Annotated in this window: 24 protein-coding genes; 21 read left to right on the plus strand and 3 right to left on the minus strand. The window is 34.5% G+C overall.

Translation table 11 applies throughout. From position 1 onward, the window contains the following. Positions 1–154: 154 nt before the first annotated feature. From IGJ18_RS01050 to IGJ18_RS01100, 11 genes are all read left to right on the plus strand, one after another. A complete protein-coding gene (locus IGJ18_RS01050) occupies positions 155–772 on the plus strand; it encodes a phosphatase PAP2 family protein (protein WP_095454093.1) in 618 nt (205 codons plus the stop codon). A gap of 149 nt (positions 773–921) precedes the next feature. Further along, complete coding sequence (locus IGJ18_RS01055; protein ID WP_438842744.1) at positions 922–3,126, plus strand: immunoglobulin-like domain-containing protein; 2,205 nt, start codon at positions 922–924, stop codon at positions 3,124–3,126. Positions 3,127–3,486: 360 nt separating this feature from the next. Beyond that, positions 3,487–4,254 carry a WecB/TagA/CpsF family glycosyltransferase gene (locus IGJ18_RS01060; protein ID WP_202976900.1) on the plus strand — a complete coding sequence of 256 codons (768 nt, stop codon included), beginning with the start codon at positions 3,487–3,489 and terminating at the stop codon, positions 4,252–4,254. Between the two features lie 21 nt (positions 4,255–4,275). Next, entirely contained in the window at positions 4,276–4,899 is a 624-nt protein-coding gene (locus IGJ18_RS01065; protein ID WP_438842745.1) for a hypothetical protein, read from the plus strand. A gap of 279 nt (positions 4,900–5,178) precedes the next feature. Then, complete coding sequence (locus IGJ18_RS01070; protein WP_371300372.1) at positions 5,179–6,177, plus strand: hypothetical protein; 999 nt, start codon at positions 5,179–5,181, stop codon at positions 6,175–6,177. A gap of 39 nt (positions 6,178–6,216) precedes the next feature. Then, positions 6,217–7,290 carry a glycosyltransferase family 4 protein gene (locus tag IGJ18_RS01075; protein ID WP_095454089.1) on the plus strand — a complete coding sequence of 358 codons (1,074 nt, stop codon included), beginning with the start codon at positions 6,217–6,219 and terminating at the stop codon, positions 7,288–7,290. A 4-nt stretch (positions 7,291–7,294) separates the two neighbouring features. Then, positions 7,295–7,867 (plus strand): acyltransferase, encoded by a 573-nt coding sequence (locus IGJ18_RS01080; protein WP_225792558.1) that lies wholly within the window; start codon positions 7,295–7,297, stop codon positions 7,865–7,867. Further along, positions 7,864–9,018 (plus strand): polysaccharide pyruvyl transferase family protein, encoded by a 1,155-nt coding sequence (locus IGJ18_RS01085; protein ID WP_438842746.1) that lies wholly within the window; start codon positions 7,864–7,866, stop codon positions 9,016–9,018. Before IGJ18_RS01080 ends, IGJ18_RS01085 begins: the two co-directional genes overlap by 4 nt. Continuing rightward, entirely contained in the window at positions 9,019–10,530 is a 1,512-nt protein-coding gene (locus IGJ18_RS01090; protein WP_438842747.1) for a lipopolysaccharide biosynthesis protein, read from the plus strand. Next, positions 10,527–11,528, plus strand: coding sequence for a nitroreductase family protein (locus tag IGJ18_RS01095; protein WP_095454086.1), 1,002 nt, complete (start codon positions 10,527–10,529; stop codon positions 11,526–11,528). Before IGJ18_RS01090 ends, IGJ18_RS01095 begins: the two co-directional genes overlap by 4 nt. A gap of 442 nt (positions 11,529–11,970) precedes the next feature. After that, positions 11,971–12,165, plus strand: a complete 195-nt coding sequence (locus tag IGJ18_RS01100; protein WP_438842748.1) for a hypothetical protein — start codon at positions 11,971–11,973, stop codon at positions 12,163–12,165. 95 nt (positions 12,166–12,260) lie between these two features. Here the strand turns inward: IGJ18_RS01100 and IGJ18_RS01105 are convergent, their stop codons facing one another. Continuing rightward, on the minus strand, positions 12,261–13,703 hold the full coding sequence (locus IGJ18_RS01105) for a helix-turn-helix domain-containing protein (RefSeq protein ID WP_095454085.1): 1,443 nt from the start codon (positions 13,701–13,703) through the stop codon (positions 12,261–12,263). A gap of 320 nt (positions 13,704–14,023) precedes the next feature. On the opposite strand from IGJ18_RS01105, the gene IGJ18_RS01110 reads away from it, so the two are divergent. The 5 genes from IGJ18_RS01110 to IGJ18_RS01130 all read left to right on the plus strand — a co-directional run bounded on the left by IGJ18_RS01110 (position 14,024) and on the right by IGJ18_RS01130 (position 17,626). Next, on the plus strand, positions 14,024–14,611 hold the full coding sequence (locus IGJ18_RS01110; RefSeq protein WP_207413951.1) for a cell wall protein: 588 nt from the start codon (positions 14,024–14,026) through the stop codon (positions 14,609–14,611). Continuing rightward, the gene (locus IGJ18_RS01115) at positions 14,595–15,275 is read left to right on the plus strand and encodes a class D sortase (protein WP_095454083.1); all 681 of its coding nucleotides are present in this window, start codon (positions 14,595–14,597) and stop codon (positions 15,273–15,275) included. Before IGJ18_RS01110 ends, IGJ18_RS01115 begins: the two co-directional genes overlap by 17 nt. Before the next feature lie 15 nt (positions 15,276–15,290). Then, positions 15,291–16,145 (plus strand): hypothetical protein, encoded by an 855-nt coding sequence (locus IGJ18_RS01120; RefSeq protein ID WP_438842749.1) that lies wholly within the window; start codon positions 15,291–15,293, stop codon positions 16,143–16,145. Positions 16,146–16,219: 74 nt separating this feature from the next. After that, the gene (locus tag IGJ18_RS01125; RefSeq protein WP_438842750.1) at positions 16,220–16,891 is read left to right on the plus strand and encodes a sugar transferase; all 672 of its coding nucleotides are present in this window, start codon (positions 16,220–16,222) and stop codon (positions 16,889–16,891) included. 318 nt (positions 16,892–17,209) lie between these two features. Beyond that, positions 17,210–17,626, plus strand: coding sequence for an Ohr family peroxiredoxin (locus tag IGJ18_RS01130; RefSeq protein ID WP_438842751.1), 417 nt, complete (start codon positions 17,210–17,212; stop codon positions 17,624–17,626). A gap of 267 nt (positions 17,627–17,893) precedes the next feature. On the opposite strand, the gene IGJ18_RS01135 is transcribed toward IGJ18_RS01130, so the two are convergent. Further along, the gene (locus IGJ18_RS01135) at positions 17,894–19,072 is read right to left on the minus strand and encodes a hypothetical protein (protein WP_438842752.1); all 1,179 of its coding nucleotides are present in this window, start codon (positions 19,070–19,072) and stop codon (positions 17,894–17,896) included. Between the two features lie 369 nt (positions 19,073–19,441). Here IGJ18_RS01135 and IGJ18_RS01140 point away from each other — a divergent pair, with 369 nt between their 5' ends. Beyond that, positions 19,442–19,894 (plus strand): hypothetical protein, encoded by a 453-nt coding sequence (locus IGJ18_RS01140; protein ID WP_126344803.1) that lies wholly within the window; start codon positions 19,442–19,444, stop codon positions 19,892–19,894. A gap of 49 nt (positions 19,895–19,943) precedes the next feature. Next, the gene (locus tag IGJ18_RS01145) at positions 19,944–20,069 is read left to right on the plus strand and encodes a PepSY domain-containing protein (protein WP_081248800.1); all 126 of its coding nucleotides are present in this window, start codon (positions 19,944–19,946) and stop codon (positions 20,067–20,069) included. A gap of 101 nt (positions 20,070–20,170) precedes the next feature. Here IGJ18_RS01145 and IGJ18_RS01150 read toward each other — a convergent pair whose 3' ends face one another. Next, entirely contained in the window at positions 20,171–20,872 is a 702-nt protein-coding gene (locus IGJ18_RS01150) for a DUF975 family protein (protein WP_010720297.1), read from the minus strand. A 208-nt stretch (positions 20,873–21,080) separates the two neighbouring features. Here IGJ18_RS01150 and tgt point away from each other — a divergent pair, with 208 nt between their 5' ends. The 3 genes from tgt (at position 21,081) to adhE (ending at position 25,578) form a co-directional block, all read left to right on the plus strand. Then, positions 21,081–22,226, plus strand: a complete 1,146-nt coding sequence (gene tgt / locus IGJ18_RS01155) for a tRNA guanosine(34) transglycosylase Tgt (protein WP_010720296.1) — start codon at positions 21,081–21,083, stop codon at positions 22,224–22,226. A 92-nt stretch (positions 22,227–22,318) separates the two neighbouring features. Beyond that, positions 22,319–22,708 (plus strand): preprotein translocase subunit YajC, encoded by a 390-nt coding sequence (gene yajC / locus IGJ18_RS01160; RefSeq protein ID WP_010720295.1) that lies wholly within the window; start codon positions 22,319–22,321, stop codon positions 22,706–22,708. A 272-nt stretch (positions 22,709–22,980) separates the two neighbouring features. Further along, positions 22,981–25,578 carry a bifunctional acetaldehyde-CoA/alcohol dehydrogenase gene (gene adhE / locus IGJ18_RS01165; protein WP_010736883.1) on the plus strand — a complete coding sequence of 866 codons (2,598 nt, stop codon included), beginning with the start codon at positions 22,981–22,983 and terminating at the stop codon, positions 25,576–25,578. Positions 25,579–25,657: the final 79 nt, after the last annotated feature.

Genomic DNA, 25,657 nt, shown 5'->3' on the forward strand with positions numbered 1-25,657 from the left:
ATAAGTTTCGTATTTTCATATTAAAAGAGGATGCAAGGAATCTTTTACTTGTTTTTGAATCTTTTCTATTAGAATTTATGCTAAAAAGAAAAATCAACAAGAGAATTTTATTATGATTAAACGAGTTCTAAATAAAATGAAAGGAACTATCTAAATGAAAAAAATAAAAATGAATGAAGATTTCTATTTGTATCTAGGGATTGTCTTGTTTTTTTTGATGGAGCTTTTTTATTATTTAAAACCATTAACCAATTTTGAGGTCTCATTAATGATTGGATTACGTGAGAATCTCTTTCCTTTGCATCCGATACTTTTAGGAATTGCAAAATACCTGAATCTTTATGTGCTAACAGTCGTGATTGTTGTACTTCTTCTCTTGCTAAAGAAGCGAACAATTACTTACTGGCTGTTAGGAAATATTCTATTTGTTGGACTATGTTTCAATTATTTACTAAAAAACCTTTTCCGAAAAGAACGACCAACAGGATTATCTCTGATACAAGCACATTCTTTTAGCTTTCCCAGTGGCAGTGTCTTAGTAAGTACGTTATTATTCGGTGGCTTATGTATCGTTGCTTCACAATTGATAAACAAGAGAAGTTATCGTTTGTTATTCCGTGCAATGATGGTTCTATGTATTTTACTTGTGGACCTAAGTCGTATTTATGTTGGGGTACATTATCCAACAGACGTACTAGCAGCAACCTGTCTAGGATTTTCTTCTCTTTTGATTTCAAAAGAGCTTATGGCAAAAAGAACAAATAAAAAGTAAAGATCTATTTTTATATTTTTTAAAATTGTTTTTTATTGATTATAATTTTAAAGAAAAAGCCGGGATCAGTAAATGTTATTATTCATTCAGTGTAAAAAATGCACTACTAAATACATCACTACTAATTAAGTTAAGGAGGATTCATGAAAATGAATTATAGAAAAAGTTTATTCATTACTTTATTGTCTGTGTCAGTTTTGGGTACAGCAACGAATGCCAATGTTTTTGCAGACCAACAAAGTGAAAAACCAGGCGTAACGCAGCCAGCTAAATCAAATGAGAAAGGAGCAACAACTGCTTCTTCGTCATCAGCTAAAACACCCGCAGTAAAAGCAGCAGAACCTACGAAACAAACAGGGAAAGCTGCCCAAAAAAATGTCACCATCACCTTAAATCCATATGTGGTCGGACGTAGTTTAAATATTACTGGGAGCTATGATGGAACAAACGCAGTTTATTTGCGTGCAGAAGTGAATGGTCAAAAGAAAGCACTAGTATCTTCAAAAGAACTAGCAAGTGGTAAAATCAACTACTATGTTGGCAACCTAAAAGCAACCGATAAAGCTGAGATCGTCTTATTCAATAAAGACTACCAAGAAATTGGTCGTCAACAAGTAACGATTAAGGAACCAGTGAAAACACAAATTACTTTAGAGCCATATGTGGTTGGTCGTAGCCTAAATATCACTGGGAACTACAATGGAACCAATGCGGTTTACATGCGGGCAGAAGTCAATGGACAAAAGAAAGGACTTGTGTCTTCAAAAGGACTAACTAGTGGCAAGATCAGCTACTATGTCGGCAATTTAAAAGCAACGGATAAAGCTGAGATCGTCTTATTCGATAAAAACTACCAAGAAATTGGTCGCCAACAAGTATCCTTTACGGAACCAGTCAAAACAGTGGTTACGTTAGACAAATATGTGGTAGGAACAAGTACAACTATCAGTGGGACTTATAACGGAACCAATGCGGCGTATATGCAAGCTGTTGTAAATGGTAAAAAAGAAGCCCTTGTCCAATCAAAAGAATTAGCAAGTGGCAAAATTAATTACTATGTCGGTAAATTAAACACAGGGGACAAAGCCGAAATCGTTTTATTTGATAAAAACTACCAAGAAATTGGTCGTCAACAAGTAACAATTGAGGGTCCAGCTCAAGTTTCAATGACATTAGATAAATATATCATTGGACGCAGCACAAATGTTACCGGAACCTATAACGGTACAGATGCGAAATTTATCCGAACAGAAGTCAATGGTAAAAAAGAAGCCCTTGTCCAATCAAAAGAATTAGCAAGTGGGAAAATCAACTACTATGTCGGCAACTTAAAAGCAGGTGATAACGTGGTCATCGTGCTATTTAACAACAAATACGAAGAAATTGGCCGTCAGCAAGTGACTTTAGTAGAACCAGTGCCAATCAAATTCACTTTAGACAACTATGTATTAGGTGACAGTAATAGTATCACTGGTACGTACGATGGAACAAACGCTGTCTACATGCAAGCAGAAGTGAATGGTAAAAAAGAAGCTTTGGTAAAATCAAAAGAGTTAGCTAGTGGGAAAATCAACTATTATGTTGGCGAATTAAAAGAAACGGACAAAGCCGAAATCATCTTGTTTGATAAGAATTACCAAGAAATTGGCCGTCAACAAGTCAATATTGTGAAACCAGCACAAGTGAAAATGACATTAAATAATTATGATATTGGTAAAAGTACAGCTATTACCGGAACTTATGAAGGCACGAATGCTGTTTACATGCAAGCAATCGTGAATGGTCAAGCAAAAGATTTAAAAACTTCAAAAGAGCTAGAAGCTGGTAAAATTAACTACAACCTAAGTGGATTGAAACAAACGGACAATGTCCAAATTGTTTTATATAATAAAGGACATCAAGAAATTGGTCGTCAAGTCGTTCCATTCTCTGTAAATCAAGTGTTTTACTTTAACGGGGTGCATTTAGGTAATGAAAGCAGTGATACTAGAGTAACGTTAACTGCTAAGAACCAACATGTGGTTATTCAAGAAGTGTTGCCAGCAGGTCATACAGCACAAGTTCATCCTGGATTTGGTTCCCAAATTTACTTTTCTATTGCAATCAAAAATCCACAAGGACAATGGATTACTCATTTAAATTGGTCAGGTGATTATTGGTCAGGCCACGTTGTGAACGGCTCATACGATGTGCCAAATGGCAGTACAGTACAAATCTCTCATAGAGAAGCATCTACACGTTTTAACACAAATGATAACTCAGCGTTAAAAAATAAAGCTGGGATAACTTATACCTATAAAATGGAAAACAATCGTTTAGTATTAGTAGGTGTATCTCAAGATTATTTGGCATAATCATTTAGCATTGAGATGTGTCATCCTAAATTAAGTATAAAAAGAGGTTAGGATTAAAAATAAATCCTAATCTCTTTTTTTCTTTTTATATTAAGAAGAAAGTTTTTTTGTAAGTGATAAAAGAGATAGACCGGTATTTTTTAATAGTAAGCAATAGTAGTAGAGATGCTATTACAAAAAATGAAGTGACTAGCTCTTTTATAGATTTTAAGATGATGGATGTATTTTTTTATCGATGCTATTTAATGCAATATTTTTATCACAATAAGAGAAAAGAATAAAAAATAAAGAAAAATTCGCTTACTTCCTTTTTTATACTTAAATAGATTTTGAATGTGCGAAAAAAGGAGGAGAGAAGAGATGGAACAATTGTCGAGAGAAACACTGTTTGATGTGCAAATTGATGCAGTCACAATGGAAGAAATGATTACGGCCATCAATGACAAAATCATGGAAAAAGAACCGACCCACATTTTAGGCATCAATGCCGATAAGATCAATGAATTACAAAAAAATGAAACATTACAACAAGTGGTTCAAAAAGCTGAAATCATTCATGCTGATGGGGTATCGATACTGCTAGCTGCTCATTTATTGAACAAACAAGTCCCAGAAAGAATTGCAGGAATCGATTTGATGCAACGGCTACTAGAGCTAGCCGAAGAGCGTCAATATACGGTGTATTTTTTAGGGGCAAAAGAAGAGATAGTCAATCAAATGAAAAAAAAACTGCTAGAATACTGGCCTAAACTTCTAGTTGTGGGCGTAAGGAATGGGTATTTCTCAGAAAGTGAATGGAAAAACGTTGCATTGGAAATCAAAGAAAGTCATCCGCAATTGGTTTTTGTCGGTATTTCTTCTCCTAAAAAGGAATATGTGATCGATTACCTCTTAGGGGAAGGGATTAATGCAGTTTTTATGGGCGTAGGAGGTAGCTTTGATGTATTGGCTGAAGAAATAAAGCGTGCCCCATTATGGGTACAACACTGTTATTTAGAGTGGTTATTTCGGATGATCCAAGAACCAAGAAGATTGTTCAAACGATATATGATTGGTAATCTTAAATTTTTGAAATTAACAGTAAAAGAAAAAATCAAATCAACGAGAAAAAATAGATTTGTTAAGTAAAGAGAGTGGTGAACAGAAGATTTGGATAAAAAAGAAGTTATAGCATTATTAAAAAAAGCGATCATCCCAGTCATTGTTGTTGCTTGGGTATCAGCTTTTATTAGTGTAGTTGCGATTAAATATTTTAACTTACTACCAGAAACTTATGTGGTACAAAGTCAATTAGTGGTCAATCCTAAAATATCAGCAAAAGAAGATAGTGTAAAAAGTATGGATCTTTTAAAATATAACGAGAACTACAGCTTACTTGTCTACAGCTCTTCTTTTCTTGACAAAGTGGCGAAACAATTCGATACCCCACAATATAATAAAGACCCTTTAAAATTAAAACCGAAAATCAAAGTCTTGTATTCTCCAACTTCACAAGTACTTACTTTGCAAGTCAATATGGATGATGAAAAAGAGGGAATTAAATTAGCCAATATCATGTTAGAAGAATTACGTAAAGAAGGAAATAAACTTTTTTCTCATAGTGATTTAACCGTATTAAGTCAGGCTGTAACAACTAATAAAATCAGTTATAGCACAAGCTTACTTTTGATGGTATTAAGTTTCATTTTCTTTATGCTTTATCTATCGATTATCTTGTTATATCAATACAAGAAAAAGCACAAACATAATAAAAATAAAAAACGAAGAAGATAAGAAAATTTGGTGTGGTAAATGACAAAATTAAGATTGAATAAAGTAATTCTAATCGTTTTTCTCCTAATGCCGATTGTAGAATCTCTGAATGGGTATTTTTATGGTAAAGGTATTTCTGATATCTATCGTTTTCTTCTCATGATTTTGATCCTTGGATATTTTATGAAATATGGTCAACGTCTGTCGTGTTATATGCTTAAATTCATGTTCCTTACGTGTATATTTCTACTTGTTTTAGTTATCCAGTTTCTTTGGTTTCATAAAAACCAAGGAGTATTCATGGCAGATATCAAAAGTGTTTTAAGAATATTATTGGCGCCAATGTATCTGGTTTTCTTTTATGAAGCATTACACGCAAAGGATATCAGTAGGACAGACCTGAAACATTTACTAATAGGTTATAGCTTGTTGTATAGCTTATTAGTAGTTATTCCATATTTACAAGGTACTGGATATGTTAGTTATGATTTTGACGGCAATGGTTTGATGTCAAAATCATCAGAAGTAAAAGGGATAGGTTGTAAAGGCTATTTTATCGAACTCAATTCATTGATTGCTATATTAAGTGCGTGTTCTTTCTTTATAAAAAATATGATCATCAAGTTTATTAACAAAAAACAAAGTAATCAGTTGCTTCTAGCCACCGTGATCTATATTTTATTGATTGCTGCTTTGTTTATTACAGCGACAAAACTAGGGATCGCTCTTGCATTTTTATGTTCAGGTATTCTGATTATTCAGATATTACAATGCAATATCATAACCAAACAAAAACTATTTATCGTGCTGTTCATTAGTTCATTTTTGGTTATTCTCCGATTGTTACTAGGGAATTTATTTACAGAAGTTCTTTCTAGGTTGGATTATTTTTATGGGCAATCAGACGGTGATCTTTTAAACGTGATTACCAGTAATCGATATAGTTACTTGATCGAAAGTTTGAAGGAAATTGATCAATCGGGTCATAGCACATTTATTGATTTCTTTGGAGCAGGTTACTATTCTTCCTTTTCTTTAAATGGCTTTAAGCGAAGTATTGTCGAAATGGATTGGTTTGATTTGTATTTTTCATATGGAATTTTCGGGTTCGCTTCATATTTATACTTTTTTAAAGATGCTGTTTTCGCGTTGTTTTCCTCCAAAAGGAATGAGATGAAAAGTATGTTGCTTATTTTTCTTTTGTATAGTTTCTTAGGAGGGCACATTATTGTTAATTCTATGACCGCTACTTTTTTAGCTATTTGTTTGAGTTATTCAAGTGATATCTATGAAATTTAGGTTCATTTTTTCATAAAAAATATAAATGAGGTCCAGAGCATGATACTGATTATATCGAATATGTATCCATCAAAAAAATATCCTAATTATGGTGTGTTTGTGAAAAATTTTTATGATGAATTGTCACAAACAGAAGAAGCCAGAATTGTCTATTTGACGAAGACCACGAACAAGTGGAAAAAAATAATCTATTATTTAAATTTTTATCGCAAGGCTTTTAGCCAATATGTGTTTGGTCATTATGAAGTCGTTTATGTACATTACGCTGGTTACAATGCACCACCTATTTTGTTGGCAAGATTATTCAATAAAAAAACGAAGTTGATTGTCAATGTCCATGGTAGTGACGTCACACCAGAAAAAAGGTTAGAAGAAAAAACTAATTTTTTAACCAAACATCTCGTGAAACAAGCCGATTTGACTGTGGTACCTTCTAGCTACTTTGAAGAGATCGTGAAAGAAAAATATGGCGAAGTATCTCCCTTATTCATTTCACCTTCTGCTGGGATTGATCTTCGTCTTTTTAATGATCAAAGTAAATCGGTCTCGCAAGAACAACCATTCACTATTGGTTATGTCAGTCGGATCGATAAAGAAAAGGGCTGGGATCTTTTATTGTACGCTTTCCAACAATTACTTCAGAAAAATCAGCGATTACGTTTGATTATGGTAGGCGATGGTGCCCAAAACGAAGAGGCAATCGCTTTGATCAAACAACTAAAACTGGAAGATCATGTTGAAAAAACCAATTGTTTGTCACAACAAGAATTAGTAGATATCTATTCTTCTTTAGATGTCTTTGTATTTCCAAGTACTCGTGCAGGCGAAAGCTTAGGCTTAGTTGGTTTAGAAGCAATGGCTTGTGGGACACCAGTAATCGGTAGTGAATTAGGTGGGATCAAAACTTATCTGGAAGATGGAGAAAATGGGTTTCTATTTAAACCAGGGGACCAAGCGGCATTGGTAGCTGCAATTAATAAGTATCAATCATTGCCAATAGAGGTCAAGCAACAGTTTTCAAAAAATGCTGTTGCGACGGCAAAAAAATATGATCGTAAAAAAGTAAATGATCAATTGATTGACAAAATTATTGAAGTTTCTGAGAAGAGGTAAGACGTTGAAAGGCATTTACTATTTATTGTTTTATTTGACTAATTGTTTTATGGTCCCGTATCGATTGACTTCAATTGATTTTCTTTATCGGAAGACAAGGGAATGGCTGGCTAGAAAGTTGTTTAGTTTTGCTGGTCAAGATGTTGTGATCCGCCCAAAATTAAAAGTATCCTATCTAAGTGAAATTTCTATTGGGGATCGGTCTTCTTTGGGGGATCGAAACATGATTGTTGCTGCTGGTGGTCTTGAGATCGGTGTAGATGTGATGATCGGTCCTGAAGTGATGATTTTTACCCAGAATCATGAGATTACGCCAACTGAAGTGAAATTGATTGAAGGAAACATAGAAATGAAAAAAGTAACGATTGCAGATGATGTTTGGATCGGTGCTAGAGCAATTATTTTACCAGGTGCGAAGATCGGACGTGGAACAGTGATAGCGGCAGGAGCTGTGGTTCCTGGAAAAGAGTATCCAGAAAATGTTGTTTTAGGTGGTAATCCAGCCAAAATAATCAAAAAAAGAAGTTCGATAAAAGAAACTCAACGAAAGAACGAAATGAAAGGAGTATTCAGGTGAAGAAAATAGGTATTATCACGCTAAATGGTGAATTTAACTATGGCAATCGACTCCAAAATTTTGCTTTACAAAAAGTTTTGGAAGGATATGGAGTTGAAGTAGAAACAATAGTGATCAGACCAAGCAAATTCGATAAGTTGAAAAAAGAATGTTGGATCGGTGAAATCCGCAGTATCGATGACCTTGGACAAATGTTCAAGAAAAACATATCAAAGATTACGCTAAAAAGTATCAAACGAAGAAAAAATTACCAAGCAATGCAAGCAGCAAAATGGTCCACAATTGAACAATTCAGTCAAAAAAAAATCAAGATGTTGCGAGTAGATAAAAAATATTTGAACCAATTATCGTTACATTTTGATTTGTTTATCGTCGGGAGCGATCAAGTCTGGAATCCCAATATTATTGAGTTTGATCCAACCCATTTTCTCGACTTTGCACCATCAGAAAAAAGATATAGTTATTCTGCCAGTTTTGGTGTTGATCACTTACCCTCTAAACCAACGCTTTTAAAACCTCATTATGCTAGTTACCTAAAACAAATGAATTATATTTCCGTACGAGAAGCTTCTGGAATGAGGATTGTCGAAGAATTGATCGACAGAAAAGTGGATGTTGCTCCTGATCCAACGTTATTATTGAGCAAAACTGAATGGCAAAAAGAGTTAGCGATCACTGAGAATCAAGAAGAACAGTTTGTGTTGATTTATTTTGTTAGCGAAATTTCTGTAGAAATCATGCAGGAAATCAATCGGTTTGCGAAAGAAAAAAATTTAAGGATCTTTCAAATCATGGGCGATACTTTTGGGAGTGACCGAATCATCGTTGACCCGCAGCAATTTGTTTCGATGATTGCCAAAGCCCGATATGTATTCACGGACTCTTTCCATGGAAGTGTCTTCTCAATTATCATGCAAACGCCGTTTTTCGTTTATGAGCGAACGGATCATAAAGGAACTTATACTCGTATCGAGCATTTGGTAGAAAAATTTTATATGAGATGTGCATTGGTTTCTTTAGGCGATCATTTAACAGAAAAAGAGACGTTGTTTGATTTTGATCGTGCAAAGATCGTCCTTGAGAAAGAACGAGAACGTGGAAAGCAGTTGATCGAACAAAATATTTTAACTTTTAGCAAGGTTGAACAGTAGATGACAAATCGAAGTAAAGGTATTGTTTTATCTTATCTGACAGTAGTTGTAAAAAATCTTTCATTATTGTTTTATACTCAAATATTATTAAAATTTTTAGGGAAAAGTGAGTATGGACTCTATCAAATCGCAAATTCTGTTATTAGCAATTTAACGTTACTAAATTTAGGTTTTTCATTTGCTTATATCAAATTTTATACAGGATTTGCGGTGAAAAACGAGGCAAAAAAAATCCAAAAACTGAATGGGACCTATTTGCTTTTTTTTACCGTGATTTCTCTATTGGCTGGGGTGATTGGCGGAATACTTGTCCACAATAGTCCTTATTTTTTAACTTCTTCTTCCATTGAAGAACAGACAAAATTAAAGAATTTGATGCTGTTTATGATTCTTAATGTCGTATTGACTTTTTTGAGCGCTACCTTTGAATCGAATATCTTAGCTAATGAACGTTTTGTTTTTCAGCAGATTAGACAAATGTTTCAATCAGCTTGTTTGCCATTACTTACTGTCCCAGTTTTGTATTTTTTTCATACCGATATCGTCACGATCGTGATTATCCAAACGGTGATCACGTTAGTGAGTTTGTTATGTAATGTTTACTTTTGTATCCAAAAACTTCGGATGAGAATAACATTTAAACAGTTAGAATTTTCATTTATGAAAGAAATCGGTATTTTCTCATTTTTTATTTTTTTGAATCAGTTGTTCAACCAGATCAACGATAGTGCACCAGTTTTTACGCTGGGAGTTTTAGCAAATACTAGACAAGTAGCGGTTTATTCGATCGTGAACCAGTTAAAAGCCTTGTTTTTAACATTTTCTCAAGTCTTGACAACCATTTTTATTCCAAAAGTCAATCGATTAGTTCATCAATCTAATGATGATCGTGAGTTAACACATCTCATGATTAAGATCGGGCAGTATCAGTTGTTAGTTCTCGGTTTGTTTTTAGGTGGTTTCATTCTATTAGGAAAAATGTTTCTATTCTTGTGGTTAGGTGAGGGGTTTGACGAAGCCTACTACTTGTTGATTTCGATCGTGATTCCATTACTGATTCCATTATCACAGAATATTGCGATTGAAATTCAACAAGCACGAAATCAACATTTCTTTCGTTCGATCATGTTGACGATTTTTTCTTTTTTGAATATCGCTATCACTGTTGTATGTGTCAAGCAAGTTGGAATCAACGGTGCAACAATTGGGTACATTTTTAGTTTGGTCGTCGGTTATGGCTTCGTCATGAACTGGTACTATCATAAAAAAATGAATTTGAACATGATGTTGTTTTGGAAAAAAATGCTACCAGCTAGTATTCCCGGTATAATAGCTGTCTTTATTAGTAAACTTCTTTTAACAATTTTTTCGATCAGTAATATTCCAACCTTCTTGCTTATGGGCTTAGTCTATTGCAGCGTTTATGGTTGTAGTGTCTTTTTGTTTATGCCCCATGTGTCTCAACAATTACTTGGGTTACTTACTAAAAAAGAAAAGAGGTATCGGCGATGAGAAATAAAATAAAAGAGAGTATACCAAAACCAATGTTGGAACAGCTTAAGAATATTAGGAACTATGGCAGAAGTATCTCATTATTTAGGAAAGACAAACAACGTTTTCTACGTTATTTTTCAAAGATAAATACTCATGAAGAAGATCAATTAAAAGCTCGTTTACTGTTCTTTAGTCATTCAGTTGAAAAAGGCTTATCTAGAGAAAATTTTCGGTATGGATTTGGTCAAAAAGTCATCCCGGAATTATATGGATTGATCCAAACGTATCACGAATTAGGCTATGATCAAGAAGATGAGACCTATTTAAATGCAGTGTCTGTAGTGGACGAATATATCAAGATCCATGAAGAAAAACATTACGATCTAAGCGATCGGATCAATGTGGCTGAATTTAAAAAAAATTATTGTCGGAACAAATTTGAATTTGGCGGAGTAAAAGCAGTTAATCGTTCTGCTTCAAATGAAAACCAAACGAAGGACTTTAAAGAACTAGCACTCAACCGTAATAGTGTGAGAGATTATCAAGATACTGCGGTGGACTTAGAGAAAATCAATGAAGCGATTCAGATTGCAACGAAATCTCCTTCCGTTTGCAATCGGCAAAGTACACGTATTCGTGTCATTCGTGACTGTTCGCTCATTAAGAAAGCATTAGACATCCAGGGTGGGTTTAAAGGGTATCCTTTACCACCTTGCTTATTGATGATCACCACAGATACACGCTATTTTATCGATGTGACGGAACGTAATCAGGTATACGTAGACGGTGGGTTATTCGCAATGTCCCTTTTATATGCGTTAGAGTATGAGAGGCTAGCAGCCTGTGCATTGAATACGATGTTCGATCCCAAAAGAGAAAGTGCGACGCGAAAGTTATTAGGAATCAATGAATCTGAAAATATGATCATGTATCTAACTGTGGGGAACTTTAAAGATAATTACCGGGTACCTAAATCATACCGATTGAGTGTAGAGCAAATTGTAAAATATTTATAATAAAATAGAAGACAAGAAAGGTTAAACTTTATTGACATAAAGATAATAAGACGAAAAAGACACTCAGTAAATACTAGGTGTCTCTTTCGTCTTATTAGATGAGATGGTGTGAAGAAAATCGGCCTGTAAATCAAAAATATCTAAGTGGGAGAAGCTATAACAATATTTTTTGACTGGTCAGGCAGGCTTTATCTAAGCCTTTTTTGTAAGGTGTAACTCTTACAATACATAGTATAAAGTCTTTTTTTTTTAATTTTTTTCTTTCTTTTTAAACGATAATAGAGATACTGACAAAAATAAAAAATAGTCGTAGGAATATCGATAGAAAAAGCAATACTTTTCCTTATTTTAATTGTAAAAGTTAAAAAATAAAAATAAAAAAATGATGCCATTCTATATAATGAGAAACATAAAATAAGAATAAATCGAAGAGGAATGATAAATGATGGAAGCAAAAGTTGGAACAATCATTTCTGCACCTTCAGTGTCAGGAACGCTTGTTAAAGGAGAAATCATCAATATATTGACACATGTCGTTGTTGTTTCGGCAGATGTGGATCATTATGTCGTAAAAAAAGAAAAATTACTTGCTAACGGTTATACATTAAGTACTGAAGATGTAATTAGTAATAGTTAATTTTGTATGTTAGACATAAAAAGAAAATGCCAAGAAAAGAATTTATCGCAAAAAAGCAAAGATGGCTTCTCCTATCTTTGCTTTTTTGCGATCTTTTATTCAAAATTCATTATACATGAAGCAATATCTTTGATATCAGAGAGTAAGGAACTTAATGAGATAGGATAAACTTTTTCGTTTTTCATACTTTCTTCATCAAGTAGGGTACGTTCACAAATAATTAGATGGTCTGATTTCATAATATATTGTGGGACATCTTCTAGGGAATAGTACAGCGTCGTATCGAGAATCACGTCACTTAATGAAAGCTTTTTCTCCAATGATTTCCTAAATGTAATATGTGAGAGTTCGCTTTCTGCAACGATGATGACTCCGATTTTATGTTTGCTGCCGTTCGTCAATACAAAAGAAGTCAGTTGACAAAAGGCTTGTAAATGGAAATAAGGAATATAGCGAATAGGTGTTTCCAACTCTTGCCCCCATTTTTTAAAAATCTGCTTCACTCGTTGCAGCAATTCCATTTGTTGAGCACTTAAAAAAGTATGCTTTGTTACCAAAAAGTTACCGATATTCAAGGCACATGTATAAAGCAAATTAAATAACGGCACCTCAAATAAAATATCTCCATATAGATTGACCCCAAACTCTTTTTCAAATAGTTCAATCAGTACATCGATTTCTTTAAATTCCGCGACTAATCGATTTCGAACGTACTGATAATCTAAATCGATCATAAAATAGTTCGGTGAATTATAAGGTAATGTACGATAAATAATGGATAAATAAGCAATTTCTTCTTTTTTCAATGTTTCATCATATTCAGGTTCATTGAAAATATCTTGGAACATATTAAAAATGAGGCCATTTTCCAGAATGTTCATTGTTTCTGAAGGAATAACAATAGGGTTACTTTTTCGGCGAGACAGGGCTAAATAAATCGATAGTTTTAAAAAGGTATATTGTGTTTTATTGAGTCGATTTGACAAGATATTTAGAACAGTGTCTGTGTAATGTTCTGCTTTAGCCATAACGTCCCAATTAACTTCTGAGTTTAAATAATCACAGCGCATCCAAATCGATAAAATCAAAAAACGATATTGCAATTCATAAGTTTCTTCAGGATTATCGGACAAAGGTGAAAGCGCTTCTGCAAAATAATTTTCGACATCTTTCTTGATTTTAAAAGCTTTGGTTACTGATAAAAACTCTTCATCAACGAGCGTTATATAATCATATTCGCCAATGATGTAGCGGGAACAAACCTTTAAAAAATTAGAATCTTGATAGATGATTTTGATCAAATCATAACGTCGGATATTCGGTTTAAAGAAAATAAGGATATGACTACTTGTCATTTTATAAAATTTTATTTCATTTTCTAGTAAAATAGATAACTTCTGGAAATCTGATTTGATCGTGTTAAAAGTGACCCCTAATCTCTCTGCGGCTTCCCCTACATTTATTCGTTTTAGTTCAAAAGCAAATTCAATTAATTTCACTTTTCTAATAATATCTTTTTCGATGTAATCTTCAATCACTTTGGGACCTCCCTAAGTTTTTCATTTACTAACTATAAAAATACGCTATTCAAATAACGTTGTTTTTTTTACTTTTTATACTGTTTCATCCAATTGAAGAAATAATAAATAATTTTTTATGAGAGAACGAAAATGGAATCATAGTCTAAAAATAAAAATAAGTGTTTTTATAGGAAATGGGGAGAAAATTCACTAAATAATATTTTTTTTGGTTATTTTAAGATAATTTCATCTTTTATAAAAAACAAAGAAAAATGGATCTGCAGATGCTAGATAGAATAAATAATGTAACAAATATAGAAAAGAAGGAGAGAAATTCTATGAAAAAATTGAAAAATACACTTTGTGTTGTTGCAACGATTTTATGTTTGTTGTTACCAGCAGTGGTTCATGCAGATACGCAAGGGGCAATTACCAATGCCGAAAATGGAATACTGAAAGAACTCCAAGAAGGGGTCACTGTTAAAGGAAAAGCCTTTCATTTCGATCAGACAGATATCACTCAAGCTGAAAATTATTTAAAAGTACATGACTTGTCAGATAACGTTGCAGTTGAAGTGACTAATTATTTAAAACAAGCACGAACATTAATTATGGATAATGCGCAAGATGTTGAGGTTCAATCCGTTAATTCATTAAAACAATTGATTAAATCCTTGCCAAGACCCATTATTGAACAATTAAAACAAATTGTTATCGAAATTGGCAAACTGCTAAATCTAACTGTTACATTCTATCGAGATGGTGTAACGATCGTAGACTCATCAGGCAATCCAGTTTATTCGACGGGGAATGCAATTAAACAAACGGGTGGGAATTATACAATGAGTGCGATCACAGCAGGAGCATTAGCAATGGTTTCTATTATTGCTTATGTTGTAGCGCGTCGGCGTGAGTATCGTGTGTAAAAAGCAATTAGTGAAACAGATTGGGCTAGGATGCTTGATTTCGATCTGTTTCTTTATCCTAAATTATTGTTTTGTTTATCTTGTTGCAAGGCCAGTGATTCAATTTGTTTCATCGTCTATTCAGGTGTTATTACTCTCAGAGGCGCCTAATTTTGAACGAACGTTTTCAACCGGCAACATTAAAAAAACTTCGACAAATCAAGCGGAAATCAATTCAAGTCAAATTCAATTTCCTAAATACGGTGAACACTATGGTGAGATTAGTATTTCTACCCTTAAATTAAAGGTGCCCCTTTACTTTGGCGATTCAGAATCCATTCTTCGTGAAGGAGCGGGTCAGTATATGGGGTCTGTTTTTCCTGGAGAAATCGGGACAACTTTGATTGGTGGACACAATATTGATTCTTTTGGAAAACTATTGAATATCCAACCAAATGAACAAATAGACATCCAGACAACTTATGGAAACTATCACTATACAGTGACCGATAAAAAAGTGGCTAATAAAGCGGATTGGCAAATTGCAAAGGAACTAAGGCAACAAAAAAATCGTGAATTAATTCTTTATACGTGTTATCCAATCGATAGCCTCGGCTTGACAAACGAGCGTTTATTTATAACAGCAAATTTAATTTCTGGACCTAAAATCAATGAAAATAACTAATAAAGGACTTTAGCAATGAAGAAAAGTTTGATGAAAAGAACCGCTCAATTGTTTTTAGCGTTTGTGTGCTCATTTGTTTTCTTTGTTTTTCTGTCACTGATTGGCATACGAATGACACTGATGCGGCCAACATTTATGCAGCAACAAGTAAACCATTCGCAGTATGCATTCAATGTTCAAAAAGAAATGAATAACAAAATCCAAGATTTGGCACGAGGAAGCAATATCCCGCCAGAGGTAGTCAAAGATGTAATTCCGTCCACTCTGATCGAAAAAAATATGACGCAATACGTTAATACATTATATAGTGGTCATTCTTTCACCTTACAAGGTGAAGAAGAAGTGAAAAAAGAACTATACAAAAAAATAAACCAATATGCAGTAGATAAAAAAATGAAAACAGATGAACAGATGAATAAGGGAATTGCTCAATTTGTTGATTCTTCAATGCAGGTAGTGAAACAAGCTATAGAAATTCCTTATCTAGCTAATTTTGTCAATAAAGTCAATCAATATAAGGCAACTTTGAATACTTTTATTATCGAAGCAGGGATTGCTGTGTGTGTGATTATCGGGATGTTGTTCATGACCTGTCGTTCAAATAAAGAAAGAATCTCGTTTACCAGTCTGATACTGGCTGGGACAGGACTCTCTTTAGTAGTCGGACCATTGATCATCTATTTTAATGACTGGATGAGTAGAATAGGGATCATGACACAAAGTATCTATGAATTTGTCCAAACTTATTTAAGGACATTCGATCTGCTCTTTATAAAGATGGGTATCATACTATTGGTTCTATCGATACTTTTCTTTGTTACTTTTGTTGTATTGACACACAAATCAGGAGTTACAAAACAGAAAACCTAACTTGCAGCACCTGGTTCAAAAAAATAAAAAATAGACAATTATCTAGCTGATTATCAGAAAAGGTGGTTAGTCATATGGAGTTGAAATTAAAAGAAAATATCTCTTTTGAAAATAGCGTTTATGTAACGATAAAACCAAAGAAATGTTATGAAATGGTCAAACGATTATTAGATATTCTTTTAAGTATCATTGGACTGATCCTCACTTCTCCTATCCTCCTTTGGGTTTCTTTAAAGATCTACTTGGAAGAACCAGGAGCTCCTATCTTGTTTTCTCAAGAAAGAGTGGGGAAGAACAAGCGTACCTTTAAAATGTACAAGTTTCGTTCAATGTGTACGGATGCGGAAGAAAAACTTGAGAATTTGCTAGACAAGAATGAAATAGAAGGTGCGATGTTTAAAATCAAAGATGATCCACGCATCACTAAGATTGGTAAGTTCATTCGTAAAACCAGTTTAGATGAATTACCTCAATTATGGAATGTGTTAAAAGGTGAGATGAGTTTAGTTGGTCCTAGACCACCTTTGCCTAGAGAAGTACGCCAATATTCTCACCATGATGAACAACGTCTTCTAGTAAAGCCTGGATGTACGGGTATATGGCAGGTAAATGGTAGAAGTGATGTCAATTTTAAAGAAATGGTTGCGATGGATCTCCAATATGTGCAACAACGTAGTATCATAATTGACTTTAAAATCATTTTAAAAACCATATGGAAGATGCTCTACACAAAAGGTGCTTGTTAAGATCAAAGAAGCACATCTGAGTGTTTCACTGATAGATAAGAAAAAATGTTAAGTAGCTTTCTCTGGTTTCAAAATTTTGTTTTATTTCTTAAGGGAATGTTTTTGAATAAGGTCATAAACAGGATGAGCTGTTTATGGCCACTTTTTTGTCAATAAATTAGTTAACGAATACGTAGCCGATTTTTTATTTTTGCATTTTGATTATTCATTGCTTCTTTTAAAAGAAAAAATATAGTAAATCGATGAGGTAAAATTTTGATAAATAAAAGATTTACTGAATCTTTTATTTTACTTATCATTTTAGGAGGCTTGATTCATATGAGTAAGATCTATGAAGCAGTAACCATCAATACTGGTGGAAGAGAAGGAAAAATCTATTCAAAAGAGAAGAACTTTCTATATAATGTAACTTCACCAGGCTCAGGTGTAGCAGATGCAACAAATCCTGAAGAGCTTTTTGCTGCTGCGTACAGCGCATGTTTTAATGGAGCTTTGGAGCTAGTAATGTCAAGAAAAAAACTTGATAATACAACTTCTGTCCGAGCAACTGTTGCTTTGATGAACCATGGAGATGCTGATTTTTCTATTGAAGTTTTATTAGAGGTATTCATTGAAGGAATGTCAAGAGAAGAAGCTGTGCGCTTAGTGGAAGAAGCAGATCAAGTTTGCCCTTACTCTAAAGCGCTGAGAGGAAATACAAAAGTAATCATAGAAGTCGTTAATGAAGATTTCTAAAAAATATAGTTTTAATATATAAAAAGGGATCCATCCATTCATTCATTTATTTCAAGTTAATCTTAAACTAGAAGCCTCTTGGGGGAAGCTTCTAGTTTTTTATTTAGAAAAAATAAGACAAGAACGAAGCTTTGAACCCATTTTCACCTTAAACATACTTTAAGAAAAGAGCCCAAAAAATAAAGACAAAAAAAGCTGAATCATCTAGAAATGGCTTTGGCCTATTTTAAAATGATTCAGCTGTTGGACTGAGAAGCGCTTTGATTATTATTCTGTGTGTGAAAATTGATAGGATCCTTTTGCTATAAAGCCTTGCCCTTTTACTAGGCGCAATGGAGCCAGGTCTTCGGTAGCAATTGGATTAAAGTACAATTTACCATAGGAACGATAAAACCAAACGCTGTCTGTAGGATTATATTGATAGTTGCCGATTCCAACAGTAGGATCAATTGTTAAACTCAACTGATTGGAACCGTCAGATAAGATGAGTTCATTGGTTTTAGAATGCTTTCTCGAAGATCCCCAAATATCTTTTGTGAAGTTCCTGATTTCATAAGGATAAAGTGGATCACCTAGTGCCAGTATACTATTGTTATAATCATTTGTTGCTACTTGCAAAAAAGCATAATCTTTTAATGTTACGTCTTCTAATGCAGTAACATCCACTTCCACACCAATTTTTCCTGCAATGATCGTATAAATGACTTTTTCTCGTAACACAGGTCGCCCAGTACCATTTCTTTTTTTTGTATTGACCGCTTGGACTAAGTTTGTAGTGACTATTTTAAGTTCTTTAGTCGAAAAAGTACTATCTCCGACAATTTTTTTTCCATCTGCATATACTTCTAAACTTTCAGAAGCAGCTGTCGGTGTGTCGACTAATTCATCATAAGTATGCCATCCGCCAGTATAGCCATCATAGTTAGGATCATCGCCATCAATAGCTGATATGGCTCGTAAATCATGATAAGGCGAGACATAATCTGTATAAACTTTATTCAGGACTTCTTTTCTACTAGCAAATTTATCGGTAACATTCTCTGTCGAAAGAGGAAGTAAATAAGCATTAGATATTTGCCAAGTTTGATTTTTAGAAACTTTTCCAATAGTTAACATCAAATCATTCAACTGATCATAACGACTGATGGCTTCGATCTGATTGGCTGTTTTCTTTACGTCCATCGTTTCTTTTTCAATTGGTATATTTTGTTCATCTAGTTTTTGTAAATTCTCATCATAAAATACAATCGATACATTATCTGATGTTGTTAAACCAGGTAAATAGTACTTAAAAGCATTTAGTAGATCAAGATCTTGGGAAGTAGCTGATGTCTTTTCTTCAGGAAGGGTTTGAGAAAAGACGGGGATAGATAAGCAGATTGCTACAATGATCAGTGAGATGAAACTAAGTAAAAAATAAGATTGAATTTGTTTCTTTTTTTTCATAAATGATACGACCAACTCCTTATTGATTTTTTCTTGTAGTACCTAGGTTATTTTAATCCTTCCTTCAATTTTGTTTTTTTTCTTTTTGAGTCGAAGTCACTAGATTTTAGAATTCTAATGAATAGAAGGTTTGAACAACTATTTTTTCTTTTTATTTCTTACAAAAAAAACGTTTGAAAAAAAATAAAGAAAATTTTTTTGTTTGGATTCAGTAATATAAGTACATAGAGATGATTTGCTAATTTTTATCTCTTAATATTCTCTCACGAGGCTGGAGCAAGAAACTGTCCCAGCCTCAAACTCCTAAAAAAAGAACGATTAATCGTTCATTTCAAGAATCTAACAATTGATTGTGAAGGAGCGGAAAAGATGAAGTTGTTTGTATGGTGTTTAACGGTATTAACTAGTTTTAGTTTGGGGATGTTGGTGATGTTTGTTTTTAATTATCCTTATGAAAATTATGGGAATGAAACGAAAGAAATCAAGGTTGCCAATGTTTCTAGTTCGTCCACATCTGCGGATGAAATTGAGGAGCCGGAAAAATTCAATGTATCATTAAAAGAAGCGCTTGAAACTTATCAGACTTGTTATCCTAATCAAGCGATTACTTCTGTGAAAGTTAGTCAGACTGTTGGTCCTTACTATTACGAAATTACTGGTAGAGATGCAACTAAAGAATGCAGCGTAAGAATTTCAACTAAAACAGCGAACATCAAAAAAAAAAGTATATCGCATACGAAACAAACACGAACAAGCCACTACCGAGCAATCCGCAGATCTGTTCAATATCAAAAACTTAAAAAGTTTATCGGAAGTTACTGAAGTAGCTGAAAAAGTAGCTGAAAAAACGACTGGGACAGGAAAAGCAGTAATGTGGTATCTCGAAAGACAATCAGGAAAATCGTATTGGACAATTACTATTAAAGAAAAAATAAAAAAAGTGACAGTCAAAGTTGATGCGTATACTGGCGAAGTTCTAAAAGCTGAGCAGAAGTGAGCGAAATGAAAAAAGCGACTGCGGCTGAAGCATGTGAAACGACCCTCAAAAGTTAGATTTTTGGTCTAACTTTTGAGGGTCGTTTCATTGGACATTGATTTTTATACGTTTTTTGGCAATTGTTCATAAAAAGCTGCTTTAGTTGCTGTAATATAAGGATTTAACCATAAATAACCAATTCCAGCAGTTAGCATGGCTAAGATATGCCAGCCAATAAAGGATAGATCAAGCCAGAACAATTTACCTTTGTAGCCATCCATTAATTTACGACTAGCAGTGATCGTATTGAGCACTCCTGGTTTTTCCCCTGTTTCAGTGATAACATCATAGTAAATGAAGTAACTTTGGGAATAAGAATAACTTTTGATGATACCAGGAATAACGAATAATAACGCCCATAAAGTAGTAAAGATCGAAATCAAAATAGCTAGTAAAATCACACCACCAAGAAATAATCCTGTAAAACCACGAAAGGCATCTTTAAATGGTTCGATGGTCGATTTGGTTCCACGCAGGATATCTAGATAGGTCCATGAGATCCCACTCATAAATAGTGCGCTGATAATACCAGACACAATACCACCACCGCTAGAAGCAGCACCTCCGTTGGTATTGTTTGCCATATCTTGGACAGCTGCAGGATCATTATAGGTATGAGCCAATAATAAAGCGGTCGGAATAGCTATGATCATAATGAGTGCAATTGTGATTAACGTTGGGACTAAATTCAATAATACAGCTTGTCCCCAGCGTCCTTTTAAACTGTCTTTTGCTTGTTGTTTCAGTTCTTTTGAAGATAGCATGAGTTTCACTCCTTTTTATTTATGCCATAAGTATAACAAAGAAGAAACAATTTGGCTTTCTTTATCTTTTATCTGTTATTATAATTTCTTTAAAAAATGAAGGTTAAATAAACACCTGTTACCCAATGAACCCTTGCAAAAAAGAGTTAGAACGATTATGATGATGGGAGTTGTCAATGCGATTATTATAGAGAAAGTAGGGAATTGAATGACACAACCTGCCATTCGTTATCGTTTAATCAAAAAAGAAAAACATACCGGTGCCCGTCTTGGTGAATTGATCACTCCTCATGGGACATTTCCCACACCAATGTTTATGCCTGTGGGAACACTAGCAACTGTCAAAACCATGTCACCTGAAGAATTAAAAGCAATGGGCGCGGGAGTCATTTTAAGTAATACGTACCATTTATGGTTAAGACCTGGAGAAGACTTGGTAGAAGAAGCAGGCGGCTTACACAAGTTCATGAATTGGGATCAACCGATTTTGACAGATTCAGGTGGTTTTCAAGTGTTCTCGCTAAGCGATATGCGTAACATCGAAGAAGAGGGTGTCCATTTTAAAAATCATTTAAATGGTTCTCGGATGTTTTTATCACCAGAAAAAGCAATTAATATCCAAAATAAATTAGGATCAGACATCATGATGAGCTTTGATGAATGTCCTCCTTTTGATGAAAGCTATGATTATGTCAAAAAATCAGTGGAAAGAACCTCACGTTGGGCTGAGCGAGGCTTAAAAGCCCATCTGAATCCTGATCGTCAAGGATTATTTGGTATCATTCAAGGAGCTGGGTTTGAAGATTTACGTCGCCAAAGTGCAAAAGATTTGATCTCAATGGATTTCCCTGGCTATTCAATCGGTGGTTTGTCTGTTGGCGAACCTAAATCAGAAATGAACCGTGTGTTAGAGTTTACAACACCATTGATCCCTGAGGATAAACCACGTTATTTAATGGGTGTTGGTGCAGCAGATTCATTGATTGACGGCGTGATTAGAGGAGTCGATATGTTTGACTGTGTCTTGCCTACACGTATCGCAAGAAATGGTACTTGTATGACTTCACAAGGACGCTTAGTCGTGAAAAATGCACAATACGCACATGACTTCCGCCCAATCGATGAGAAATGTGACTGCTACACATGTAAAAATTATACACGTGCGTATATTCGTCATTTGATCAAATGTGATGAAACATTTGGGATACGGTTAACGTCTTACCATAACTTGTACTTCTTATTAAACTTGATGAAACAAGTGCGTCAAGCAATCATGGATGACAATTTATTAGAATTTCGAGCAGCCTTTTTTGAGGAATATGGGTTTAATAAAGAGAATGCCAAAAGTTTCTAATCTTTTTCACTAAATTTATGTAAAAAACTAGTGTCTCACGCCTTTTTCTGCTAAAGTTGAGTGTGTAGATACATGTTAGTGAGGTGAAAAAAATGGGATCATTACCAATGTTAGTCATGTTCGTTGCTCTTTTAGCAATGTGGTATTTTATGTCACGTTCACAAAAGAAACAACAACAAGAACGACAAAATTTACTAGACAGTATGAAATCAGGCGATGAAGTAGTTACAATCGGCGGATTACATGGTGTTGTTTCAGAGATCGACAATGAAAAACGCACAGTCGTTATAGATTGTGAAGGGATTTTTCTAGAATACGATCGAGCAGCCATCAAAACGGTTAAACCTGGAACTGTCGTAACCAATGATTCGACAGTAAATACGGTAGAAAAAACAGAACCAAAAGTTGCTGAAACAGTAGAAGTGAAAGAAGAAGCTACTGAAACTGTTGAAACACCTGAAGATAGTAAAGAAAACAAATAGGTAAAGCTTAGTAGTTGAGTCTGAGACGGTGTCTCGGGCTCTTTTTTTATCCTAAATCTCTGACTTTGTTAAGTTTTGAATAAACTGTTTTTTTGATAAAATACTTTGGATCATTAGGATAATAAATAAAAACACTGATAAATAAAGGATTTAATCGAAATTTAAAAAACTGTGAAAAAAATCACAATAAAGGTTTACATCTGAAAAGGTTTGTTGTATGATGAGAATGTGAATTAATTAACAAACAACCATGACCCATTAGGAGGAAGACAATGGCTAAAGTAATGGAGAAAGAACAACCAAAAACTATTGATGTTCAAGGAATGATTGATGAATTAGCAACGAAAGCAAATGTCGCATTAAAAGAGATGGAAAACTTTGATCAAGAAAAAGTAGATCATATTGTGCATGAAATGGCAATGGCAGCATTAGATCAACATATGCCGTTAGCTAAAATGGCAGTTGAAGAAACTGGTCGTGGAATCTATGAAGATAAAGCGATCAAAAATATGTATGCTTCTGAATATATTTGGAATAACATCAAGCACGATAAAACAGTTGGTGTCATCAATGAAGATGTTCAAAAAGGCTTGATTGAAATTGCTGAACCAGTTGGTGTGGTTTGTGGGGTAACTCCAACAACTAACCCAACATCAACGACAATTTTTAAATCAATGATCGCGTTGAAAACAAGAAACCCAATCGTTTTTGCATTCCATCCAAGTGCTCAAAAATCTTCTGCTGAAGCAGCACGTGTCGTTCGTGATGCAGCGATCGCAGCTGGCGCACCTGAAAATTGTATTCAATGGATTGAACATCCATCGATTGAAGCGACTTCAATGTTGATGAATCATCCAGGGATCGCAATTGTTTTAGCTACTGGTGGGGCAGGAATGGTAAAATCTGCTTATTCAACAGGAAAGCCAGCTTTAGGTGTTGGACCAGGTAATGTACCAGCATATATTGAAAAAACAGCAAAAATCAAACGAGCAGTGAATGACTTGATCGTTTCTAAAACGTTCGATAACGGAATGATTTGTGCTTCTGAGCAAGCAGTAATCGTTGACAAAGAAGTCTATGCTGCAGTTAAAGCAGAATTCCAAGCACATCAAGTCTATTTTGTGAAACCAGCTGAACTTTCAAAATTAGAAGATGCAGTGATGAATGAAGGTAAATACGCAGTAAATCCAGCAATCGTTGGACATTCTGCAATGGACATTGCAAAACTAGCTGGCATCAAAGTTCCAGAAGGGACAAAAATGTTAGTAGCTGAATTAGAAGGTGTCGGAGCGGATTACCCTCTTTCACGTGAAAAACTTTCTCCAGTACTTGCAATGGTTAAAGCAAACAATACAGAACATGCCTTTGAATTATGCGAAGGAATGTTGAACTTAGGCGGGTTAGGCCATACTGCAGTGATTCACTCAGAGGATGAAGAGCTACATGTGAAGTTTGGTCTACGGATGAAAGCTTGCCGTATCTTAGTAAATACTCCTTCAGCAGAAGGTGGAATCGGAAATATCTATAACGAAATGATCCCTTCACTAACTTTAGGTTGTGGTTCATATGGTAAAAATTCTGTTTCTAGAAATGTAAGTGCCATCAACTTGATCAATGTCAAAACTGTAGCGAAACGGAGAAATAATATGCAATGGTTCAAATTACCACCAAAAATCTTCTTTGAAAAGAACTCTTTGCTTTATTTAGAAAAAATGGAAAACGTAGAACGTGTCATGATCGTTTGTGATCCTGGTATGGTGCAGTTTGGTTACTGTGATACGGTTCGTGAAGTACTATCAAGACGTAAGAATGATGTGAAAATCGAAGTCTTCTCAGAAGTTGAGCCAAATCCTTCAACAAACACAGTCTATGCAGGAACGAAATTGATGGCTGATTTCAAACCAGACACAGTGATTGCATTAGGTGGCGGTTCTGCAATGGATGCTGCTAAAGGAATGTGGATGTTCTATGAACACCCAGATACTTCATTCTTTGGAGCAAAACAAAAATTCTTAGATATCCGTAAACGGACATATAAGATCGATAAACCAGAAAAAACACAATTTGTGTGTATTCCGACAACTTCAGGAACGGGTTCTGAAGTAACACCTTTTGCCGTTATCACAGATAGTGATACACATGTGAAATATCCATTGGCAGATTATGCATTAACACCAGATGTAGCAATCGTCGACCCACAATTTGTCATGTCAGTACCAGCTTCTGTCACGGCAGATACAGGGATGGACGTATTAACTCATGCGATTGAGTCTTATGTTTCTGTTATGGCTTCTGATTATACAAGAGGCTTGAGCTTACAAGCAATCAAATTAGTCTTCGATTACCTAGAAAAATCAGTGAAAACTCCTGATATGGAATCACGAGAAAAAATGCACAACGCTTCTACAATGGCAGGGATGGCATTTGCGAACGCCTTCTTAGGAATTTGTCACTCAGTTGCGCATAAAATTGGTGGAGAATATGGTATCCCACATGGTCGTACAAATGCCATTTTATTACCACATATCATCCGCTATAATGCAAAAGATCCACAAAAACATGCAATGTTCCCTAAATATGATTACTTCCGTGCAGATACAGACTATGCAGATATTGCTAAGTTCTTAGGGTTAAAAGGACAAACAACAGCGGAATTAGTTGAAGCTTTAGCAACAGCAGTTTATGAATTAGGACAATCAGTTGGAATCAATATGAGCTTGAAGGCTCAAGGTGTGACACAAGAAACCTTAGATTCAACGGTTGACCGTATGGCAGAACTTGCTTATGAAGATCAATGTACAACAGCAAATCCAAAAGAGCCATTGATCAGTGAGCTAAAACAAATCATTATTGATGCTTATAATGGTTAATTCAATACAATTATAGTTAATCAAGAGGTTGAGACAAAAGTGTTCAGCATCAAGAAATAAGAAGGAATTTCCGAAAATT

The sequence above is a fragment of the Enterococcus sp. AZ078 genome (assembly GCF_051714985.1).
GTDB classification, from domain to species: domain Bacteria; phylum Bacillota; class Bacilli; order Lactobacillales; family Enterococcaceae; genus Enterococcus_B; species Enterococcus_B hirae.

Excerpts from the sequence above, each read along its gene's own strand:
- IGJ18_RS01135 (WP_438842752.1), bottom strand. The coding sequence starts at position 19,072 with ATGAAAAAAAAGAAACAAATTCAATCTTATTTTTTACTTAGTTTCATC.
- IGJ18_RS01145 (WP_081248800.1), top strand. The coding sequence starts at position 19,944 with ATGTGGTATCTCGAAAGACAATCAGGAAAATCGTATTGGACAATTACT.
- tgt (WP_010720296.1), top strand. The coding sequence starts at position 21,081 with ATGACACAACCTGCCATTCGTTATCGTTTAATCAAAAAAGAAAAACAT.
- IGJ18_RS01090 (WP_438842747.1), top strand. The coding sequence starts at position 9,019 with ATGACAAATCGAAGTAAAGGTATTGTTTTATCTTATCTGACAGTAGTT.
- IGJ18_RS01140 (WP_126344803.1), top strand. The coding sequence starts at position 19,442 with ATGAAGTTGTTTGTATGGTGTTTAACGGTATTAACTAGTTTTAGTTTG.
- IGJ18_RS01120 (WP_438842749.1), top strand. The coding sequence starts at position 15,291 with ATGAAGAAAAGTTTGATGAAAAGAACCGCTCAATTGTTTTTAGCGTTT.
- IGJ18_RS01130 (WP_438842751.1), top strand. The coding sequence starts at position 17,210 with ATGAGTAAGATCTATGAAGCAGTAACCATCAATACTGGTGGAAGAGAA.
- IGJ18_RS01110 (WP_207413951.1), top strand. The coding sequence starts at position 14,024 with ATGAAAAAATTGAAAAATACACTTTGTGTTGTTGCAACGATTTTATGT.
- IGJ18_RS01100 (WP_438842748.1), top strand. The coding sequence starts at position 11,971 with ATGATGGAAGCAAAAGTTGGAACAATCATTTCTGCACCTTCAGTGTCA.
- IGJ18_RS01070 (WP_371300372.1), top strand. The coding sequence starts at position 5,179 with ATGGCAGATATCAAAAGTGTTTTAAGAATATTATTGGCGCCAATGTAT.
- IGJ18_RS01055 (WP_438842744.1), top strand. The coding sequence starts at position 922 with ATGAATTATAGAAAAAGTTTATTCATTACTTTATTGTCTGTGTCAGTT.
- yajC (WP_010720295.1), top strand. The coding sequence starts at position 22,319 with ATGGGATCATTACCAATGTTAGTCATGTTCGTTGCTCTTTTAGCAATG.
- IGJ18_RS01095 (WP_095454086.1), top strand. The coding sequence starts at position 10,527 with ATGAGAAATAAAATAAAAGAGAGTATACCAAAACCAATGTTGGAACAG.
- IGJ18_RS01125 (WP_438842750.1), top strand. The coding sequence starts at position 16,220 with ATGGAGTTGAAATTAAAAGAAAATATCTCTTTTGAAAATAGCGTTTAT.
- IGJ18_RS01050 (WP_095454093.1), top strand. The coding sequence starts at position 155 with ATGAAAAAAATAAAAATGAATGAAGATTTCTATTTGTATCTAGGGATT.
- adhE (WP_010736883.1), top strand. The coding sequence starts at position 22,981 with ATGGCTAAAGTAATGGAGAAAGAACAACCAAAAACTATTGATGTTCAA.
- IGJ18_RS01150 (WP_010720297.1), bottom strand. The coding sequence starts at position 20,872 with ATGCTATCTTCAAAAGAACTGAAACAACAAGCAAAAGACAGTTTAAAA.
- IGJ18_RS01075 (WP_095454089.1), top strand. The coding sequence starts at position 6,217 with ATGATACTGATTATATCGAATATGTATCCATCAAAAAAATATCCTAAT.
- IGJ18_RS01060 (WP_202976900.1), top strand. The coding sequence starts at position 3,487 with ATGGAACAATTGTCGAGAGAAACACTGTTTGATGTGCAAATTGATGCA.